This is a genomic window from Elusimicrobiota bacterium (assembly GCA_026388155.1).
Lineage (GTDB): Bacteria > Elusimicrobiota > Elusimicrobia > Elusimicrobiales > UBA9959 > UBA9634.
In genome coordinates this window covers 250,233-269,444 of sequence record JAPLKI010000016.1, presented here as the reverse complement: position 1 = coordinate 269,444, position 19,212 = coordinate 250,233, and the positions used below count along the sequence as shown (strand labels likewise).

The window sequence follows — 19,212 nt, the reverse complement described above, 5'->3', positions numbered from 1 at the left end:
CCCTCCACCCCGTATTGAGGGGTGGAGCCTCCTCTCCGCTACTGGGGCGCAGCGGGCAAACCCGCCGTCACCCCCTCCAATTATTCCCACGACACAATGGTATCCTTACTAACCTTGTTGCACTAGCACCTTGAATGTGCCTTACAGGGTAAAAATGCTATACTTTAACTATATTCTTCAGATTTCCACACCCTAAATGACTAAGGAGAACAACAATAATATGTCTAAAAACATGACAGCGATGGACGGCAACACGGCCGCGGCCCATGTGGCACACGCGACCAACGAGGTTATAGCCATTTACCCTATTACCCCGTCCTCAGTGATGGGCGAAATTTCCGACGCCAAGTCGGCCAAGAATGAAAAGAACATCTGGGGCACGGTGCCGCTGGTCATTGAAATGCAGTCCGAAGGCGGCGCCTCGGGCGCTGTGCACGGCGCGCTTACCGCGGGCGCCCTTACCACCACTTTCACGGCTTCACAGGGACTGCTGTTGATGATACCGAATATGTACAAGATAGCGGGAGAACTGACCTCGACCGTGTTCCATGTGTCGGCCCGCGCTATCGCTTCCCACGCGCTGTCCATCTTCGGAGACCATTCCGATGTGCTGGCCTGCCGCCAGACCGGCTGGGCCATGCTGGCATCGGCCAACCCCCAGGAAGTCATGGATTTCGCCCTTATAGCCCAGGCCGCGTCGCTTAAGTCGCGCGTGCCGTTCCTGCACTTTTTTGACGGCTTCCGCACCTCCCACGAGCTGAACATGGTGGAGCCGCTTTCTTTTGAAGCAATGCACGGAATGTTGAGCGAAAAACTTATAGCCGAGCATAAGGCCCGCGGCCTGAACCCTGAACACCCCGTTCTGCGCGGCACAGCCCAGAACCCGGATGTGTTTTTCCAGGCCCGCGAAGCCTGCAACAAGTATTACACGGCTGTTCCCGCCACGGTTAAGGAAACCATGGACCAGTTCGCGAAGCTGACCGGCCGCAAATACGGCCTGTTCGACTATGTAGGCGCGCCCGACGCGGAAAAACTGGTCATTGTAATGGCCTCCGGCGACGACACCGTGGAAGAGACCGTTAATCACCTTATCGCCAACGCGAAAGAAAAAGTCGGCGTGCTTAAAGTGCGCCTCTACAGGCCCTACTCGGAGGCCGATTTCATTAACGCACTGCCTAAAAGCGTAAAATCCATAGCGGTGCTTGACCGCACCAAGGAACCTGGTTCCATAGGCGAACCCCTTTATCAGGATGTGGTAACCGCCTGTGCCAACGCTTTCAAAGCCGGAACGCTTAAAACAATGCCGCTGATAGTGGGCGGCCGCTATGGTCTGGGTTCCAAGGAATTCACCCCTGCCATGGCCAAAGCCGTTATAGAGAACCTGTCCGCCAAAAAGCCGCTTAACGGCTTTACCGTGGGCATAAAGGACGATGTCACCAACCTAAGCCTCCCCTACGACGAGAACTGGGCCATAGAGAGCGCCGATATTTTCCGCGCGCTTTTTTTCGGATTGGGCTCCGACGGCACCGTGGGCGCCAACAAGAACACGATAAAGATCATCAGCGAAGAGACCGGGCAATACGCGCAGGGCTATTTCGTATACGACTCAAAAAAAGCCGGCTCAATGACCGTGTCGCATGTGCGCTTCGGCAAGAATTATATCCGCGCACCGTACCTGGTCTACAAAGCCCGCTTCATAGGCTGCCACCAGTTCAGCTTCCTTGAAAAGTATGAAATGCTCGACAAGGCGGAGAACGGAGCGGTGTTCCTTATCAACAGCCCCTTCAAGGCTTCCGAAGTCTGGGACCGTATACCCGTTGAGGTTCAGGAAAACATAATAAAGAAGAACCTTAAGGTTTACGTCATCAACGCCTCCGAGATAGCCAACGAGACCGGCATGGGCGCGCGCATCAATGTGATAATGCAGACCGCCTTCTTCGGGATTTCCGGCGTTCTGCCCAAGGACGAAGCCGTGGCGGCCATAAAAAAATCCATAAAAAAGACTTATGCCGCGAAAGGCGAAGAAGTGGTTAATAAGAACTTCGCCGCCGTGGACCGGACGCTTGCCGCCATAGAAGAAGTAAAACATTCCGGCAAGGCGACTTCAAAAATCAAGCGCGCCTGTGCGGTGGAAGACTTCCCCGCGTTCGTGCGCAATACCCTGTGCGAAATGATGGCTTTTAAGGGCGACGGCCTGCCGGTGTCCGCCATGCCCGTGGATGGGACCTTCCCCACGGCAACTTCGCAGTACGAGAAACGCAATATAGCTCTGGAAAGCCCGGTATGGGAGGAAAGCCTCTGCATACAATGCGGCATCTGTTCTCTGGTCTGTCCGCACGCAGCTATAAGGATAAAGGGCTATGACGGAGCCGAACTTTCAAAGGCTCCAAAGTCCTTTAAGTCGGCCGACGGCAGGGGCGCCCTTAAAGGCCTCAAGTTCACCACCCAGGTAGCCGTGGAAGACTGCACAGGCTGCGGCGCCTGCGTTTACAATTGCCCCGCTAAAGAAAAGAAAGAGGCGAAGGAAACCGGGCGCAAGGCTATCAATCTTCAGCCCCAGTTCCCGCTGCGCGAGCCGGAGCGCGAGAACTTTAAGTTCTTCCTGTCGCTCAAAGACACCGGCTCGGCCAAGGTCAACCGCTACAGCGTGCAGGGCAGCCAGCTGGTGCGCCCGCTGTTCGAATTCTCCGGCGCTTGCGGCGGCTGCGGCGAAACGCCATATGTTAAACTTATGACGCAGCTGTTCGGCGACCACCTTACCGTGGCCAACGCCACCGGCTGTTCCTCCATCTACGGCGGCAACCTGCCCACTACGCCCTACTGCGCCCGCGAGGACGGCCGCGGCCCTGCATGGTCAAATTCGCTGTTTGAAGATAACGCCGAGTTCGGCTTGGGCATGCGCCTGGCTTATGACAAGCTGTCGGAAGAAGCCCGCGAACTGCTGACCCTTCTGAAAGCCGGCCCGCTTAAAGCTCAAGCCGCCCTGGCGGATGAGATACTTAACGCCAATCAGGAAGACTGGGCGGGCATAGAGCAGCAGCGCGGCCGCGTGGCCGACCTGAAAAAGGCCCTGTCCTCCGCCGGCGGAGAGCAGGCCGCGCGCATGCTGACGCTTGCCGATTACCTGATAAAAAAATCCGTATGGATACTCGGGGGCGACGGCTGGGCCTACGACATAGGCTACGGCGGCCTTGACCATGTGCTGGCCAGCGGCCGCAAGGTGCGCGCCATGGTGCTGGACACCGAAGTATATTCCAACACCGGCGGGCAGATGTCAAAATCCACGCCGCTTGGCGCGGTGGCGCTGTTTGCCGCCGGCGGCAAGCCGCTGCCGAAAAAGGACCTGGGCATGATCTCCATGACCTACGGCAATATCTATGTGGCCCAGATAGCCATGGGCGCCAACTATCTGCAGGCGGTCAAAGCCATGGCTGAGGCCGAAGCCTTTGACGGTCCCTCCATAATAATAGCTTACAGCCACTGTATAGCCCATGGCATAGACATGCGCTCCGGCATGAACGAGCAGAAGAAGGCTGTGGCCTCCGGCCGCTGGCCTCTCTACAGGTTCAACCCGGCTTTACGCGCGCAGGGCAAGAACCCGCTTACCATAGACAGCACCGCTCCCAGTATTTCAGTGGAGGACTTCATGATGGGGGAGAACCGTTTCCGGACTCTGCATAAGTCCAACCCGGAAACGGCCAAGCGCCTGCTTAAGCTTGCGGAAGCGGAATACAAGTGGCGCCTGAGCGTGTATAAACAGATAGCCGAAATGCACTGTGATACGCCCAAGGTCGAAGAAAAAGTAGCGGCTTAAGCCTTACTATAAGGAATAAAGAGGCGGGAGGTAAAAAACCTCCCGCCTCTTTTCTGTTCTATTGCCATTTTTTCCCCATTCCAGCTAGGCCATACCGACCCTTCCCTTTTTTCATCGTACTTGTGTTCTGTGAGCGTGTGTCCGCATGGGTCCAAAGGCCCATAAGAGTATAGGCCTAAATATCTCGCCGTTCTGGGCCTTTTGTTGCTTATGGCTTTGACCGCACTGCCTTATACTCTAATAGAAGCACGGAAGCATTTAGGAGAAAAAGACCAATGAAAATAAAACTCGCGAAGCTTGCAGCGGTTCTTTTCCTTTCACTCTCTCTTGTCCAATTCCTTTCAGCCGCTGAAAGCGCCATAGGCCAGCGGCAGGCCCAGAACAACGGCGGCGAAGACAAACAGGGATTTACAGCCCCCGTTTTTACAAAAAATGAAGTTGACTATGCAAAGACCGACCCCGCGTATTTCACTATCGATACATCTACAATTAAAGTAACCCTGCGGGAAGTAAAAGAAGAGCCCAATATGTCTTATGTCAATATGAATGAAATTTCCAGCGAAAATAAAGACATCCTTGTGACCATAGACAGCATCATCAACATCGCCTCAAAGATCTGGAAAATTATCGCTGACAACGCGCCCGTGGTAAACATTGACACCAAGTACGCCGTAGCCTACCCTGAGGGCATAACTTCCGCCACCCAGCTGGCGCAGTGGAGCAAGCCCAAAAGTTATGTTTACGGTTTCTACGCGCAGAATCTGTACGGCTCAAAAATGATAGATGTTGAATACAAGGCCACTTACACTTACGGCGGGAACTATAAAGGCGTGGGCAAATTTCTTACGGCCGTAACCGTGGTGCCCACCAAGGTGAATGTGGGCTGGGGCTACAGGTTTTCGATGAACGCCTCCGTACCCGACTCGACAATTACCAATGTGGGCACGGATAAAAACCCCATAGCCGCCATGCAGCTGAAACTTTTATGGAAAATGTCCACCGTCCTGAAAGAATCCGACGGCACGAGCGTCTATTATGTGCAGGGCGACGGTTATTTTGACGAGATCGCAAGCCCGTTCTCCAGGGCCGTGAAAATCGAGGACCTGAATTCCGCCAGTCCCCTGCTCGAGGGGAAAAAGATTTTTGAGTAAAAATAGCAGCGGTTAAAAAAAGGAGGCAGTAAAAATGAAAAAACTGTTGACCATAAGCGCGGCCATAAGCGCGCTGTTCGCGTCGGGGGCATACGCTCAGACCCTTGACCAGGCGAAGTACTTCACCATAGATGAAAATTCCGTGATGATCACGGAAGTGACGGATAAAGGCGGTACCATACCGTCTCCGGCGGACCTGCCCATGCCCCCTAACGGCCCGGTTATCAACCCGCCCATGACCGACCCCGGAACTCCCGGAACCCCCGGAGTTGGCCTTGGAGATATAAACGGAGTTATCGGCACCCTGGACAACATAGTGAACCTGGCGCAAAAGATATGGGACATTATTCAGGCGAACGCACCCGTGGTTAACATCACCGTCAACTACGCGAACGCCGTTCCCTACGGCACCAGTCATTGGACCCAGCTGCAGGGCTGGAGCAAACCCGCCACCAAAAAGTACGCGTTTTCAATGAAAAATGGTTTTGGCTCGCAGGTGGTTAAGGTCACTTATCAGGTGCATTACGTATATGCCGGGAACTTCCAGGGCAAGGGAAAGTTCCTCACCGGCGTTACCATTGAGCCGCTGAATGTGGAAGCTTCCTGGGGTTACAAAGTTGACCTCGTGGCGGAAGTTCCGGATTCAACCGTGGCCAATGTGGGCACCAGCGCGGACCCGGTCGCTTCCATGCAGGTAAAGCTCAGATGGAAAGTGCACACCGCCATGAAGGATATAACCGAGGAAGCCATTTATTACGTGCAGGGCGACGGCCTGCTTGAGGAGATAGGCACGCCTTTCAAAAACGGCATAGAAATTACAGGTCAGGAAAAAGCGCAGAAGCTGCAGATAAAAATAGAGAACTCGCGCTTCAACTGAACTCCGTTACTGCTTCCTTTACGCCCCCATGCCCTTAACTAAGGGCGTGGGGGCTTTGTCTTATCGAAAGGCTGAAGGCTGAGGGCTGAAGGAGGGGCGGTTTTTATTCCAGATCTTTGAGTTTTTTAAACAGGTCCCGCTGTTCCTGGGTGAGGCTGTCCGGGATGTCTATCTCGATCAGGGCGTATAAGTCGCCGCGCGCGCCGTCTTTTTTGGGCAGACCGCGGCCGGAAATCCGCATGCTGCGGCCGGTGTGGGAATTGGGGGGGAGTTTAATTGTCAAAGGGCCGTCAATGGCGGGAACGCAGATTTCCGCGCCCAGGGCCGCGTCCCAGGGAGTGGCCGTCACTTTTACTTCAAGGTCGTCGCCTTTAACCGTGAAACGCGGGTCCTCGGCTATTTTTATATTCAGGTAAAGGTCTCCTGTTCTCCCCTGGGCGGAGGCGCCCTGACCTTTAAGGCGCAGCCTTGAACCGGCGCGCAGCCCTTTGGGAATGTTGACGCTCACCTGTTTCGTTTCAGTCCGTCTGCCGGTCCGATAGGAAAAGCTCAGGTCCTTGTGGCCGCCGCATACCAGATCCTTAAGGGAAAGCTCAAGCTCTGCGTCAAGGTCAAGCCTTGAGCGCGTCTGTTGAGGATAGCCGGCCCGCTCAAACCCGCCGGCATCCCCGAAACCGCCATGCGCGGCCCCGCCAAAACCTTCAGCACCGCCGAAAATAGAATTAAAAAAATCGCTGAACCCCTCGAACTGGGAAAAATCATGCTGTCCCTGGCCCTGCCCGGTGTACTGGAAGCCGCCTTGGCGCGAGTGCTCAAAGCCGCCGCCCGGCGGGGGGGTAAAATTCTGTCCGTCGCGGTAATTCTCGCCCAGTTGGTCGTAGAGCTTTCTTTTTTCCGGGTCCGACAGAACTTCGTTGGCCTCGTTTATTTCCTTGAATTTAGCCTCGGCGGTTTTGTTTCCCGGGTTGCGGTCGGGATGATGTTTGAGGGCAAGCTTTCGATAGGCCGACTTTATTTCGGCCCCGGAGGCGGTTTTGGACACGCCAAGAACAGAATAGTAGTTGATGTATTTTGGGGGCATAGTCAAAGGGCAGGAGACAGAATTTAGAATGCAGAATTCAGAATTCCTGCTTCTGACTACTGAATTCTGACAATCCTTTGGAGGTGCCGTCTCAAAGGCCTCTGGCCATCAAACGGCCCACTGTCTACCTGAGTAGTTATCCTATTTCAGGAAGAAGAGGAAAACGGCCAGAAAGCCGCCGAAAACAAGCATTACACAGCGTTCAATTATGTATTCGTGCGCCAAAGGCATGAAATGTTCAAGCGTCCATGAAACGGCCACGGCAAGTATCACCGCACTCCAAAAAACCAACAACGGCTTCTTCATGGAAGGAGCCGGCGCGGGCGCGGAATCGTTCTGGGTTTGTGGAGGTACCGCTTGATCTTGCTGATACTGACTCTGCCCGGCGTTGGCCGCGGCGGCGGAAGGCTGCGCGGGGTTATGGGGGCTTTTAGGCTCCTTATGTCTTTTGGTCATGGCTATTTTTTTGCGGCCACAAAAGAAATGTCCTGAAAAATAACGGTAACTCCCATTTCCTTGCCGTCGGCGCCGCGCACTTGCATGGTGCTGTAACCGATTATAAGGGGGGTGCTGGCGTGCATGATGGAAATCTCAGCGCGCCGCACGGTTTTTCCGGTTTCAATGGTTTCGCGTATAACATCCCTGAGCGCGGGGAAACTTTCAAAAGCGGAGTCGTATTTCTTATCCAGGCAGCCGGGAACACTTTCAAGGTGAAGTATCCGGCCGGCGGTGGGATTTATATAAACCACCTTTCCGCTCATGTCCACGCTTACAAGTCCGCCGGTAAGGTTGTCCAGTATGCATTGGTAATATTCCTGAATATTTTTTACCATACGGATATTCTACAAAAAAACCGCGCGCGCTATTTGAATTTATCTATGAGAAAACTTCCGGCAAAATGGCTTCCGGTTATTACCAGAACGGCAAGGCTCAGATGCACGAAAGCTTCGTGAAACGGGTTCGTCCCCCGCTTGTGTTCTATGGCGTAGCTCAACCCGGCCAATATGGCCAACCCCCAGATAATGGAACAATTGACCGCCGTTCGTATCGGCAGGAAGCCGATAAGCAAAATAAAGCTGAGAGATACGCCCAACCGCGCCAAAAAATTGGTCAGCGTAGAAAGCCAGACCTCTTTGCCTTGGATGTGCTCCGATTCCAGATAGAAATGTATCCCCATTGAATCGGACAGGTTGTCCGCCAGGGCTATTACCAGTATGCTGCCTATAATGCCTGATTTCGGATGTGTCAGCGTATCCAGGCCGGTAATAAGCGCCAGGCTCGTGATGACAGCGGACGTGATGCCGAAAGAGATCTTGGTCTGATACGGTCGCGCATTATCAGCCGAGACGTTTAAATTCTGCTTTTCCATCAGTTGATATCTTACATTTTTAAAACCCGCCACTCAAAAAGCGGCGGATCTTTAAGGTGTGGCAGGTTTTTCGGGGACCACGAAGATGGACACGACGTAGGCGATGAGGCCCGGTATGATGGCCGTAAAAATCACCAGAAAAACATAGCACAGCCTTAACAGCACCGGGTCAACGTTGAAATACTCTCCCAGTCCGCCAAGCACGCCGGCAAACACCTTGTTTTCACTGCTTCTGTAAAGTCTTTTCATTTTATACTTTCCCCTTTGCGTTGTTGCCCATATCCTGCAATATTCCCGATTTGCCCCGCACTTTTTCCGAGAGGGCCAAAGTGCGGGGTTTACGGCAGTTTGTCCAGCAGCCCGGTTTCTCTCACCTCCAGCTGCACGCGGCGGCCCAGCGCCGCCTGTTCCGCTATAAATTCGTTCAGCAGGGCCAGGCAGCCGGGCCGCAGTTTTACGCAGCCGTAGGTGTCGCGCCAGCGGAAATCCGAAAGCTCGGGCCGCCCGGCGTATTCAGGGTCGGTGTGAGTTACAGGGTCGTCCCAGACGTCGGTATGCACGGCGAAACCGGAGCGTCCGTACGGGCCGTAATAATATTTAGGGTTATGGTCCAACTGCGCCGCCTGCCTGGCTTTGGACGCAGGGCCAGACGGCACGGGGCGGCGCTCGAAGAACGGCACGCCCTCACCCTGGGAACCGGCCTGAAAATTCTCAGCCCAGACCAGATCCACCGGCATAAGTGCGACGCCCGCCGGATACCAATCCCGCCATACGCCTGAAAAAAACGGACGGCGTTCCGCGTCTTTAATTTGAGTTTTGGCCAGAACAGCAGCTTCCTCCTCCGGAGTGCCCGGGCTGCCCAGCAGGGCTATCTCGTAGCGGTCGGGGGAAATATTACGCAAGTCGTAAACGCCGGGCATCGTGGCGCCGTCGGAGGAATCCTTTGGCGCGTAATAGACCGTGGCGCTTCCCAGCAGGCCCTGCTGCCAGCCGGCCACAGGGGCGGTTGAGGTAAGGCCGCGGCCCAATGCCTCGCACTGGTAAACCCCGGCCCGGCTGCCGGCCTCGATCTCAAAATTAATAATACCGGCCCGGGCGCGGTCGTTAGGCAGCAACAGCAGCGCGCGCGACACCGCTCCGCCGGGAATCCCCAAACCGTTAAATCCGAGGGTCTTAACCTTCTGGCGCAGTTCCGCTGTAAGCCCCGGCTGGGCCGGCTTGTCAACGGGAATAGAAGAAGGAATAAGCGCTTCGGCTTTAACTGCGCCGCGCTCCTCCCCGGCGCGCGCTGCCGCCGGAGCGAGAAATAAAATAACGAGCAATGATATCTTTGTCATAAATCCGCAAATTGAGTGCTGCCCGATAATTATTATATGTTTTTTGCGCTCGCTATTGAGTTTCCCGGAAGCAGATAATTATAAAACCCAGAGGGCAGACAATTGTCCTTCCGCCATAAGGGGAAACCGCATGTTCTCCTCTTGTTATTTTTTTCCTTAAAAATGGAATAAGGTGTCAATATGCCGCATAAAAATTTTTTTTGCTCAAAAAATAATTGATTTTTACGCTGAAAAGGGTATAGAATGTCGGTTGCGGATGAATATTTGCGTTTTTGATAATTCTGTCCGAGGACGGCAGAACGCAAGGAGGAAACAGCTATGCGGGAAAAATACCTATGGCTTGCTATCGCAGTTCTTGTGGTCTTAACCCTCGGGCAGGCGCGTTTCATACACAAGCACAGCCTGGCCGCCACAGAGGATCTTGAACAGCAGCCTTTACGGCCGGAGATCCAGAAAAGTTTTCACGCCGAAAAAGCCTCTGATTCGCGATGGGAGGAATTTGAAACGTGGCGCGACAAAATTAAGGGGCAGCTTAACCTGGGCACTCCCCTGCAGGAGCGGGATTTTGACGTTTTCTTTAACGACCGGTTCTTTTCAAGGGATTACAACCCTTTTACCGAGATGGAGCATATACACCGGCAAATGCGGGATGTGTTCGCGGGGCCTAAAAAGACCCTTTTTGATAATTACTGGGATAAATGGTTCGCGCAAAGGCTGGGCATTGAAGAATTTAAAGTGGATATTCTGAGGGCGAACAGGGATGTGACGCTTATCATATATGTGCCCGGTCTGATCGCCAAGATCGCAGATATCGATATAACAAATGACCGCATAAAATTATCGTTCAGCGCGAAAATCTCCTCCGAGGAAAAAAGCGCGGGCGGAATAATAAAAAAAGAGTCCTCTCAAAGCTACGTAAAAATACTGCCGATCCCGGAGGAGGCCGCGGCCAATACCGGCAAGATGGAAATAGACGGGGAGCGCGTAAAAATAAAGTTTGACCTGAAAAAGAGCGAGAAATAAAGCACTTTGTGGTTAACAGGGCGGGGAATTAAAAAGCTCCGTAAAGGGGCCTTTTGAGTAGGACACGCGCACCGCGCGGCTCCTTGGGGAAACGCGAGATGCGAAGTCGCACACGAACCTGGGAGGAGGTTCGAATCGACAGGGGGGAAAATTTAAGGCCGCCCTAAATTAAAGGCGGCCTTACTGGGTGGTAGGACGGCGCTCCGCGCGGCTCCTTGGGGAAACGCGAGATGTAAAGTCGCACACGAACCTGGGAAGAGGCTCGAGCAACAAGGGAGAAAAAATTTAGGCCACCGTAAATTAAAGGTGGCCTAAATTTTTTCTCCCCGGGTAGGACTCGAACCTACAACCTATCGGTTACAAGAGCCTCTGAATTGCTTCAGAGCTTGGACTATATCATATCCGTGGAACACTCGCTCTTTACGGACCCAGGCGCTTCCCATCCTTAACTGCGAAGGACAGTACTCCCTTTCGGGATAGTCTCTGCACCTTCCGCGATGTTGTTCGCGGCTTGGCTCAGGATTGCCCTTATTTTTTAAGGGTTTCCCTGAGTTCACCTGGTTTTTCAACTACGGTTTCCCGTAGAAGCTGCTTTCCGGCGTGAACCTCTCTGTGACAATTGGCGCACAGCATTACGCATTTATCAAGTTCCATTTTGACCCTTTTCCAGCCTCTGGTATATCCCTTGTGTGATATCCCAAAGTCTTTAACGGAAGAGTCAAGATGATGAAACTCAAGCGCTTCGCTGCACTTATTGTAACCGCACAGCCGGCATTTGCCGCCCTTATAATCCACCGCCATTTCCCGGATTTTCCTTCTCCGCTTTCTGACAGCTTCTATAAGGTATTCTCTGCGGTCACTATATCGCCGCTTGTCCCGCATCAGTCCCCGCTTTTGTCTACAGCCGATCGCTCCACCATTGAGCTACCGGGGAATATTGATGTGTTAATTATATCAAAATAATTTTCCTTATTTAAAAAAATCACGGGTTTTGCTAGGGCGTTAGAACACCGGCAGAAGTCTTTGGTAGTTTTGTTGCACTGGCACCTTGAATGCGTCTTTTAATAAAAATCGTATCAATCCTCACGGAATAAGGGTATAATATAACTACAGCGCAGAAAGAAGTGGCGCTGAAGTTAAAGAGCAGTTAAGGAAAATAATACAATGCCTAAAGGAAAAGTGAAGTGGTTTAACGATCAGAAAGGTTACGGATTCATTACCCCGGACGACGGCGGGAAGGATCTATTTGTGCATCATCAGGACATCCCCGGCGAGGGTTTCAAAACGCTCGCGGAGGGCCAGGCAGTGGAGTTCGAAGTGACGCAGAGTGAAAAAGGCCCCAAGGCCACTAAAGTTGTCAAACTTTAAAGTAACTCCTGCCTAAAAAAAGAGGCCCGCTTAACCGCGGGCCTTTTTTATGTAAAAATATGCGAATAATTCTCATACTGATATTTCTGCTTCCGGCCGCGGCGCGCGCCGGCGGGGCCCGGCCCTATTATTTTATAGAAGTGCAGAACGGCGCTTATAATTTCAAGGGCGGTATGGAACAACTGGAGGACTCTCATAAGGTGCTCCGGGAAATGGTCAAACTGGCGGACGCGCGGCATGTGCGACTGACGCTTATGTTCAGCGCGCAATACGCGGATTATATTTCTTCCGACCCGGTCCGGCTGACGGAACTGGAGAGCTGGAAACAAACCGGACATGAGATAGGAGCTTTTCATCAGGGCCCGGACACAAAGGCCTGGGATGGTTATTGCGACCTGACGGGAGAGGCATTGGAGCTGGAGCGGAAAAGAGCAAAAACAACTGAACATGCGGGCACCCACCTCGACTATTTCGCCGCTCTAAGCCGCCTGGCTGCGGAAATAAAGACGGGCTGCATGATGGACAAGGTGGACAAAAAGTTCCTGGCTGCCGCGCCGGAATACGAAGCCTGTCCTGGCCCGGACATGAAAATGGCCGGCGCGGGAAAGGCGGGTAAGGTTTTTGAAGGTGTAAATGAATTTCTGGCCAGCGCCGGCGGACCCGGAAAGGGAAAAAAGCGGCTTTCATGCTCTCATCCGGCCGACAAAGCCGGGATCGAAGCTTCAAAAAAAGCTTTTTCCGGAATGGAGAGCGGCGCTTACTGCGCGTCGTTCAAAAGTTCCCCTTCGGAATTCGGGGCCTTCTACGCCTGGCTGGGTTTCCTGAAAGACCTGGACCCTGAGGGCCTGCGCAGCCGTACCGTGGCGGGGATAGTGGAAGAAAAAATTCTGCCTGAAAAAAAAGCCATGGCAGGCCCCAAAAAACCGGATGTCGGAGTGGAAAAACCATATAAGCCCGCGTTGCCCGAAGACCAAAGAACGCAAATCCCCCGGCTTAAGCCGATTCACTTCAGCCAGGCCGATATAGTACCTTCCATACGGCGTATCCGCTGGACCAGACCGGTGCGGCAGCACGGCTACTGCGGGGACGGGATATGCGACGCCTTTGAAAGAGCGCACCCGGGCCGCTGCCCGCAGGACTGCGGCAGGTGAAGGCAGGGGCTAGAGACTAGGGGCTAGGGTTTAGGGAAGGAATTCCTTATTTCTGCACCCTCTCCCCAGCCTCCCGCCACTAGCCGCTCGCCCCTACTCTCCATCCCCATATTTCTTCAGCAATTCTTTAAGGCGGTCGTGAGGAAGCGCGTAGGCGGTATTTCCATCCCTGCCCTCAACGGTTTCGGCGGAAAGAAGAACGTTTATTACCGCTTCTTCCGCGGCGTCGGCGGTAGCTTCAAACAGGTCGTCGATCCAGAAATCCGACAGCACAGCCATGTTCATAACAGGGACCTTGGGATAATGCGGAATTCTGTTCGCGGTTGAAAAAGCAAGCGCCACATCGCCGCTGCCGTGGTAGGCGACAGCCCCTGTTCTGGCCACGCCAAGCATCGCCCTTTTTGCCAGCCGCGAAAGCTGGCGGGCATCCAGGGGGGCGTCGGTCGCCACTATCACCACGATAGAGCCGTCCTGCCTGAGCTTCGGTTTAAGGTCGGCTATTTTCCGTCCCACCGGAATGCCGTTTATGCGCAGGTTTTCCCTGATGCCGTGGTTCGCGTTCACAAGCACCCCCACAACATAAGCGGGCTTCGGCACTTTCCTGGAGGCGGTTCCGATCCCGCCCTTAAATTCGTAAGAGATCATGCCTGTTCCCGCGCCCACAGCCCCTTCCGTTACCGGGCCGGAGGAGGCTTTGGCAATGGCTTCAAAAACATGCTCCGGCTTCACATGCATTCCGCGTATGTCGTTAAGCGAGCTGTCATCGCATTCAAAAACCACGGGGGTAAGGGTATCGTCAGAAATGCCTACGGCGGGATGGTTTTGCAGCATCCATTCCACAAGGCCCCTTTGAACGTTCCCGACGCTGAGCGTATTGGTCAGCGCGATCGGGGTTTCCAATATTCCCGATTCCTGCACCCACATAAGCCCCGTCGCCTCGCCGTTGCCGTTCAGCACGAAAGACCCCGCGGCGACTTTTGAGTTCCAGATGTCCCCTTCGGCGGGGATGATAACGGTGACGCCGGTTCTTACCGGACCCTTTCCCTGCTCAAGCGCGCCTTTCCCGGAAATCAGAGTTGCATGCCCTACCTTAACGCCCGCCACATCTGTGATGGCGTCATATCTGCCGCGCTCAAACTGCCCGATCTTTATGCCGAGGTCCGGCGCCCGTTCCCCGGCGCAAAGCAGGCCGCAGGAAAAAAACAATATTAATGCAGTTATATTTTTCATGACAATCCCCCTGATATCCAAAAATCGCCGTAAGAACGGCCGCAGGTTTTCAGTTTATATTATACACTCGCGCTTTTCAAGCGCGTTCCGGCTTAAGCCCGATATTCCCCGGCGCGGCATAACCTTCCGGAGGCGCCGGCATAGCCTGAATTTACCCGCAGGTTCAGGATTTGACACGGGGTAGTTAGAAACCATATAATATGGTTCCTAACTATTCTGTCGCGAACCCTTATGGCACAACATAAATTCCTTCTCAAAAACATGCCTCGCGGCCCGGGTCTCGACGATCTGGCCGCCGTCTACCCGGAAACGGACGCTTCGGCCATGGAAGTTTTCAGCGCTCTGCTGAGCATGTCCGCCGAGCTCCTGTCGGCCGTGAATTTTACGCTGGCAAAGCACGGCATTTCGCAGGCCCGCTTCCGCCTGCTGATGCGCCTGCGGCAGGCCGGGTGGCGCGGCCTGCATCCCAGGGAACTTGCGGAAAAACTGGGCATAGAGCGGGCCTCGGTTACCGGCCTGATCGACGGAATAGAACGCGAGAGGTTGGCGAAACGCCTGCCTTTTGAAGGCGACCGCCGCTCCATAATGGTGGCCCTCACCCCGCAGGGTGCGCGTCTTGTGGATTCTCTGGCGCCGGGGCGTCTGCGCCGCGTGGCGAAGCTGATGTCCTGCCTGTCGGAGGCTGAACGGAAAACGCTGGTAAGCTTTCTCGACAAGATAAACTCCAATATACCCGCTTTCAGGAAAATATGAAAAATATTATATTTATTCTCTTTATTACGCCGCTCTTGTGCGCGCCGGTCCACGCCGCCCCCGGGTTGGATATCACGCAAAGCATAGACCTGGCGCTGAAGAACAATCTTTACGTAAAGCTGGCCGCCGCCTCCGGAGACGCTCAGAGAGCCGCGGCACTGGCTGCCGCGGCCAGGCTTCTGCCTCAGGTGGAATTTTCGCTGTCGCAGGAGCGCACGTTCAAGGAAAACCTTACCGCCCTGGGCTTCGGCGCCGCGCCCGGCGGAGGGGCATACCTGATGGGCCCTTTTAACACTTTCGACGCGCGGCTGCGCCTGGTGGCGAGCGTTCTGGATCTTTCGTCCCGGGGCCTGGCCCGGTCTAAAAAAGAAGAGGAGAAAATCGCCGCCCTGCGGCTGGAATTGGTTAAAGAACAGGTAACAGCCGCAGCCGCCCTTGCCTACCTGGATGTTCTGCGCTCCGCCGCGGCGGAGAACTCGGCCGCCGCCGGACGGGATATGGCCGCAAGCCTGAGGACGCTGGCGGAGAACAAGCACTATGCCGGCACCGCCACCGGCCTGGACGTGGTAAGGGCCAAGACACGCGAGGCGGAAGAGAGTCTTAGGGTAATCCGGGCCCGGACCGCTTTGGAAGAAGCCCGCCTGCGCTTGAAACATATACTCGGCCTGCCTCTGGCCGAAGAAATAAGCCTTACAGAAGAACTGTCCTTTTCACCTGCCCGTCCATTTGACCCGGGCAAGGCGGTAAATTACGCGCTGACGGCACGGCTTGAAATAGCGATAGCGAAGACGGAAGTTTCCGCCGGAGAATATGTTCTGGATGCGGCAAAAGGAGCCCGCCTGCCCTCGGTAAATGTTTCCGGCTCGGCCGCGATGAGCGGCCAGAACCCCGATAATGAAGTCAAACTCGTCGGCGACGTAGGGATATCGGCCAGGCTGCCGCTTTTCGCCGGAGGCCGCATTGATGCCGGCATAGACGCGGCTTCAGCTTTAAAGACCCAGTCCGAAAGCCGCCTCAACGACGCGTCGGTGCAGGTGGAGGAGGAAGTAAGAATCGCCATTTACCGGCTTAAAGCCTCAGCGGAAGAGGTTGAAACCGCCTCGATGACCATAACGCTGGCGGAGCAGGAGCTGGAGATGTCCCGCAACCGCTTCTCCGCCGGGGTGGGGGACAATGAGGAGCTGGTGAACGCCCAGACCGCTCTGTCCCGCGCCCGGGACAACCGTGTGGATGCCTTGTCCAGGCACAAGGAAGCTAACATACGGCTGACGCTCGCGCTAGGCCGGATGAAAGATCTGAAGTTTTAAGAACTACGCAAGTAGCCAGAAGTCAGAATTCAGGAGCCAGAATTGTGACGCTGACAATAAGTAAGTTCCATATTCTGGATTCTGACTACTGAATTCTGTCTTCCAATGCAGTAACAAGTTCCAGCTTATCCAAGGACACCATGACTGAAAATATTACCACCACGAACCCCGTTCCCAAAAGATCAAGGATCAAAAGGCCGCATTGGGGGGTGCTGATTACAGGCGGCATCCTTGTGCTGGCCGCCGCGGCCGCCTACTGGCATTACGCGCAGGGTCATGAAAGCACTGACGACGCCGCTATAGAAACGCATGTCATTCCTATAAGCGCAAAAGTATCCGGCCAGATACAGACCATTAGCGTGGAAGATAACCAGCACGTGGAAAAGGGCGCGCCGCTCATAGAAATAGACCCGCGCGACTACCAGGTAAAGCTGGACCAGGCCCGCGCCGAGTTTTCAGCCGCGAAAGCGGACGCCCAGCGCGCGGCTGTGGACGCCGAGCGCGCCAGACAGCTTTTTAAACAGGACGACCTTTCCAGCCAGGCGTTCGACAAAGCCGTGGCTGACGCCGAAGTGCTGAAAGCCAGGGCTCTGTTGGCGGAAAAGAAGACCGCCGCCGCTGAACTGGATCTTTCATACACCCGCATAACCGCGCCCGAGGCCGGCAAGGTCACAAAAAAGAACGCCGAACAGCGCGCCTATGTGCAGGTGGGCCAGCCGCTGCTGGCCATAGTGATGGACGACGTCTGGATAATAGCCAATTTCAAGGAAACCCAGCTTACGCGCATGCATCCGGGGCAGAAGGTCACTATAGAGATCGACTCTTTCCCAAGCAGGGATTTTAAAGGCCACATAGACAGCATACAGTCAGGCACCGGCGCCCGCTTCAGCCTGCTGCCGGCCGAGAACGCCACCGGCAATTTTGTGAAGGTGGTGCAGCGCGTGCCGGTCAAGATAGTTTTCGACGAACCCGTCGGCGACCTGATGCTGGTGCCCGGCATGTCCGTAGTTCCCACAGTGCATCTGAAATAACGAGGGAACTTGTAGTCAGAAGCCAGAAGTCAGAAGCCAGAAGATGTAAAGGCGATGGCCTGAACATTACGGCTATTCTGAATTCTGGCTCCTGAATTCTGTCTACTTAGGTTACAACAATAATGGACCCAAAAAGTCATCAACCCGGATTCTGGCGGCCCAGCCATTCGCCCTGGCTGGTCGCGTTCTCCGTGCTGCTGACCACGTTCATGCAGGTGCTGGACACCTCGGTGGCCAACGTCTCGCTCCCGCACATAGCTGGAGGGCTGTCCGCCTCCACGCACGAGGTGTCGTGGGTGCTCACCAGCTATATTGTGGCAAGCGCGATAGTGCTGGCCGCCTCCGGCTGGCTCAGCTCGTTCATAGGCCGCAAACGCTATATGGCCATCTCGGTGGCTATGTTCACTGTTTCTTCAATGCTGTGCGGAATGGCGCACAGTCTGCCACAGCTGATACTAGCGCGTATACTGCAGGGCATCGGCGGCGGCGGTCTCCAGCCGATGGCGCAGGCCATACTGCTGGAAAGTTTCCCGCAGGAAAAGAGGACCCAGGCCATGGCCGCTTACGGCATGGGCATAATAGTGGCGCCGATAATCGGCCCGATACTCGGCGGCTGGATAACGGATAATTATTCCTGGCGGTGGATATTCTATATCAATGTGCCGATAGGAATATTCGGGCTGATAATGCAGCAAATGTTCCTTGAGGACCCTCCTTACCTTAAACGGAGCACGGCGGCCACGGTGGATTATTTCGGCCTGGCGCTGATGGTTATCGGCCTGGGAGCGTTCCAGCTGGTGATAGACAAAGGCCAGGATGTGGAATGGTTCGCCGACTTGTGGATACGCGCCGGCACGTTCATCTTTGCGCTGGCCATGCCGCTGTTCGCCTGGTGGGAACTGCGGCGGCAGCACCCGTTCATGAACCTGCGCCTGCTGAAAAGCCGGAACCTGGCCATCGGCACGGCTATCATGGCTATACAAGGCGCCGTAATGATGGGGTCCACCTCCATGCTTCCTATCTTTATGCAGAATCTGCTTGGTTACCCGGCCTTCCAGAGCGGCCTGGCCATGGTGCCGCGCGGAATAGGCTCGATGATATCCATGCTCATAATAAGCAGGCTGGTTTCAAAGTTCGGGAACCGGCTCATGATAGTCTTCGGCTTCCTCGGCCTGGCAATTACCATGCTGATATTTTCCGGGCTCAACCTCAGCATCGCCCGCTCGAATATTATGGCTCCGTTGTTCTTTAACGGGCTTGTTATGGGTTTCACCTTCGTGCCGCTGACCACGCTCACTATGGCTAACATCCGCCAGTCCGATATGCAGCAGGCCAGCGGCATATTCAGCCTGCTCAGGAACATAGGCGCGAGCGTAGGCATCTCGCTGATGTTCACCATGCAGGCGCGCATGGCGCAGGTGCACCAGTCGGTACTGGCCGCCAATATTTCACCGTACGGTTATCAATTCCAGGTCTGGTCCGCCCAGGTCGGGCGCCTTGTTTCCAACCCTATGGCGGCTTACGGGCTGGCCTATAAAGCGGTGGTCGTGCAGTCGGTCATGCTCTCTTTCATGGATTGCTTCAGATGGCTGGCCTATACCGCGATACTCGCGATGCCTCTTATAGCGTTTTTCAAAGGCACCCGCCACATCAAAACCCAGGCTGAAATGTCGGCGATGGAGGTTTAGTCCATTATAGATGGCAGGGCAAAACCGGTTCC

18 protein-coding genes are annotated in these 19,212 nt (G+C 54.7%); 10 read left to right on the top strand and 8 right to left on the bottom strand.

The features are described from left to right. Positions 1–220: 220 nt before the first annotated feature. The 3 genes from nifJ to NTX59_07380 all read left to right on the top strand — a co-directional run bounded on the left by nifJ (position 221) and on the right by NTX59_07380 (position 5,842). On the top strand, positions 221–3,814 hold the full coding sequence (gene nifJ, locus NTX59_07390) for a pyruvate:ferredoxin (flavodoxin) oxidoreductase (protein MCX5785496.1): 3,594 nt from the start codon (positions 221–223) through the stop codon (positions 3,812–3,814). Positions 3,815–4,089: 275 nt separating this feature from the next. Beyond that, positions 4,090–4,965, top strand: coding sequence for a hypothetical protein (locus NTX59_07385; protein MCX5785495.1), 876 nt, complete (start codon positions 4,090–4,092; stop codon positions 4,963–4,965). A 34-nt stretch (positions 4,966–4,999) separates the two neighbouring features. Then, positions 5,000–5,842 (top strand): hypothetical protein, encoded by an 843-nt coding sequence (locus tag NTX59_07380; protein MCX5785494.1) that lies wholly within the window; start codon positions 5,000–5,002, stop codon positions 5,840–5,842. Between the two features lie 103 nt (positions 5,843–5,945). Here the strand turns inward: NTX59_07380 and NTX59_07375 are convergent, their stop codons facing one another. From NTX59_07375 to NTX59_07350, 6 genes are all read right to left on the bottom strand, one after another. Further along, complete coding sequence (locus tag NTX59_07375) at positions 5,946–6,923, bottom strand: DnaJ domain-containing protein (protein ID MCX5785493.1); 978 nt, start codon at positions 6,921–6,923, stop codon at positions 5,946–5,948. 141 nt (positions 6,924–7,064) lie between these two features. Then, complete coding sequence (locus tag NTX59_07370) at positions 7,065–7,379, bottom strand: hypothetical protein (protein ID MCX5785492.1); 315 nt, start codon at positions 7,377–7,379, stop codon at positions 7,065–7,067. Positions 7,380–7,381: 2 nt separating this feature from the next. Beyond that, the gene (locus NTX59_07365; GenBank protein ID MCX5785491.1) at positions 7,382–7,756 is read right to left on the bottom strand and encodes a PAS domain-containing protein; all 375 of its coding nucleotides are present in this window, start codon (positions 7,754–7,756) and stop codon (positions 7,382–7,384) included. Positions 7,757–7,785: 29 nt separating this feature from the next. Further along, positions 7,786–8,292, bottom strand: a complete 507-nt coding sequence (locus NTX59_07360; GenBank protein MCX5785490.1) for a hypothetical protein — start codon at positions 8,290–8,292, stop codon at positions 7,786–7,788. A 51-nt stretch (positions 8,293–8,343) separates the two neighbouring features. Continuing rightward, entirely contained in the window at positions 8,344–8,541 is a 198-nt protein-coding gene (locus NTX59_07355; GenBank protein MCX5785489.1) for a PspC domain-containing protein, read from the bottom strand. 89 nt (positions 8,542–8,630) lie between these two features. Beyond that, complete coding sequence (locus tag NTX59_07350) at positions 8,631–9,629, bottom strand: hypothetical protein (protein MCX5785488.1); 999 nt, start codon at positions 9,627–9,629, stop codon at positions 8,631–8,633. A 318-nt stretch (positions 9,630–9,947) separates the two neighbouring features. On the opposite strand from NTX59_07350, the gene NTX59_07345 reads away from it, so the two are divergent. Further along, positions 9,948–10,652, top strand: coding sequence for a hypothetical protein (locus NTX59_07345; protein ID MCX5785487.1), 705 nt, complete (start codon positions 9,948–9,950; stop codon positions 10,650–10,652). Positions 10,653–11,180: 528 nt separating this feature from the next. Here NTX59_07345 and NTX59_07340 read toward each other — a convergent pair. Continuing rightward, positions 11,181–11,453, bottom strand: coding sequence for a hypothetical protein (locus tag NTX59_07340; protein MCX5785486.1), 273 nt, complete (start codon positions 11,451–11,453; stop codon positions 11,181–11,183). Between the two features lie 363 nt (positions 11,454–11,816). On the opposite strand from NTX59_07340, the gene NTX59_07335 reads away from it, so the two are divergent. After that, the gene (locus NTX59_07335) at positions 11,817–12,020 is read left to right on the top strand and encodes a cold shock domain-containing protein (GenBank protein MCX5785485.1); all 204 of its coding nucleotides are present in this window, start codon (positions 11,817–11,819) and stop codon (positions 12,018–12,020) included. A gap of 59 nt (positions 12,021–12,079) precedes the next feature. Further along, positions 12,080–13,171, top strand: coding sequence for a hypothetical protein (locus NTX59_07330; GenBank protein ID MCX5785484.1), 1,092 nt, complete (start codon positions 12,080–12,082; stop codon positions 13,169–13,171). Between the two features lie 93 nt (positions 13,172–13,264). On the opposite strand, the gene NTX59_07325 is transcribed toward NTX59_07330, so the two are convergent. Continuing rightward, positions 13,265–14,401 (bottom strand): P1 family peptidase, encoded by a 1,137-nt coding sequence (locus NTX59_07325; GenBank protein MCX5785483.1) that lies wholly within the window; start codon positions 14,399–14,401, stop codon positions 13,265–13,267. Positions 14,402–14,632: 231 nt separating this feature from the next. Between NTX59_07325 and NTX59_07320 the strand changes: the two genes are divergently transcribed. The 4 genes from NTX59_07320 (at position 14,633) to NTX59_07305 (ending at position 19,180) form a co-directional block, all read left to right on the top strand. Then, positions 14,633–15,154, top strand: coding sequence for a MarR family transcriptional regulator (locus NTX59_07320; GenBank protein ID MCX5785482.1), 522 nt, complete (start codon positions 14,633–14,635; stop codon positions 15,152–15,154). Beyond that, positions 15,151–16,461: a TolC family protein gene (locus NTX59_07315; GenBank protein ID MCX5785481.1), complete on the top strand. Its 1,311-nt coding sequence runs from the start codon at positions 15,151–15,153 to the stop codon at positions 16,459–16,461. Before NTX59_07320 ends, NTX59_07315 begins: the two co-directional genes overlap by 4 nt. A gap of 140 nt (positions 16,462–16,601) precedes the next feature. Further along, positions 16,602–17,492, top strand: a complete 891-nt coding sequence (locus NTX59_07310) for an HlyD family secretion protein (protein ID MCX5785480.1) — start codon at positions 16,602–16,604, stop codon at positions 17,490–17,492. 122 nt (positions 17,493–17,614) lie between these two features. Continuing rightward, positions 17,615–19,180 (top strand): DHA2 family efflux MFS transporter permease subunit, encoded by a 1,566-nt coding sequence (locus tag NTX59_07305; GenBank protein ID MCX5785479.1) that lies wholly within the window; start codon positions 17,615–17,617, stop codon positions 19,178–19,180. Positions 19,181–19,212 lie beyond the last annotated feature (32 nt).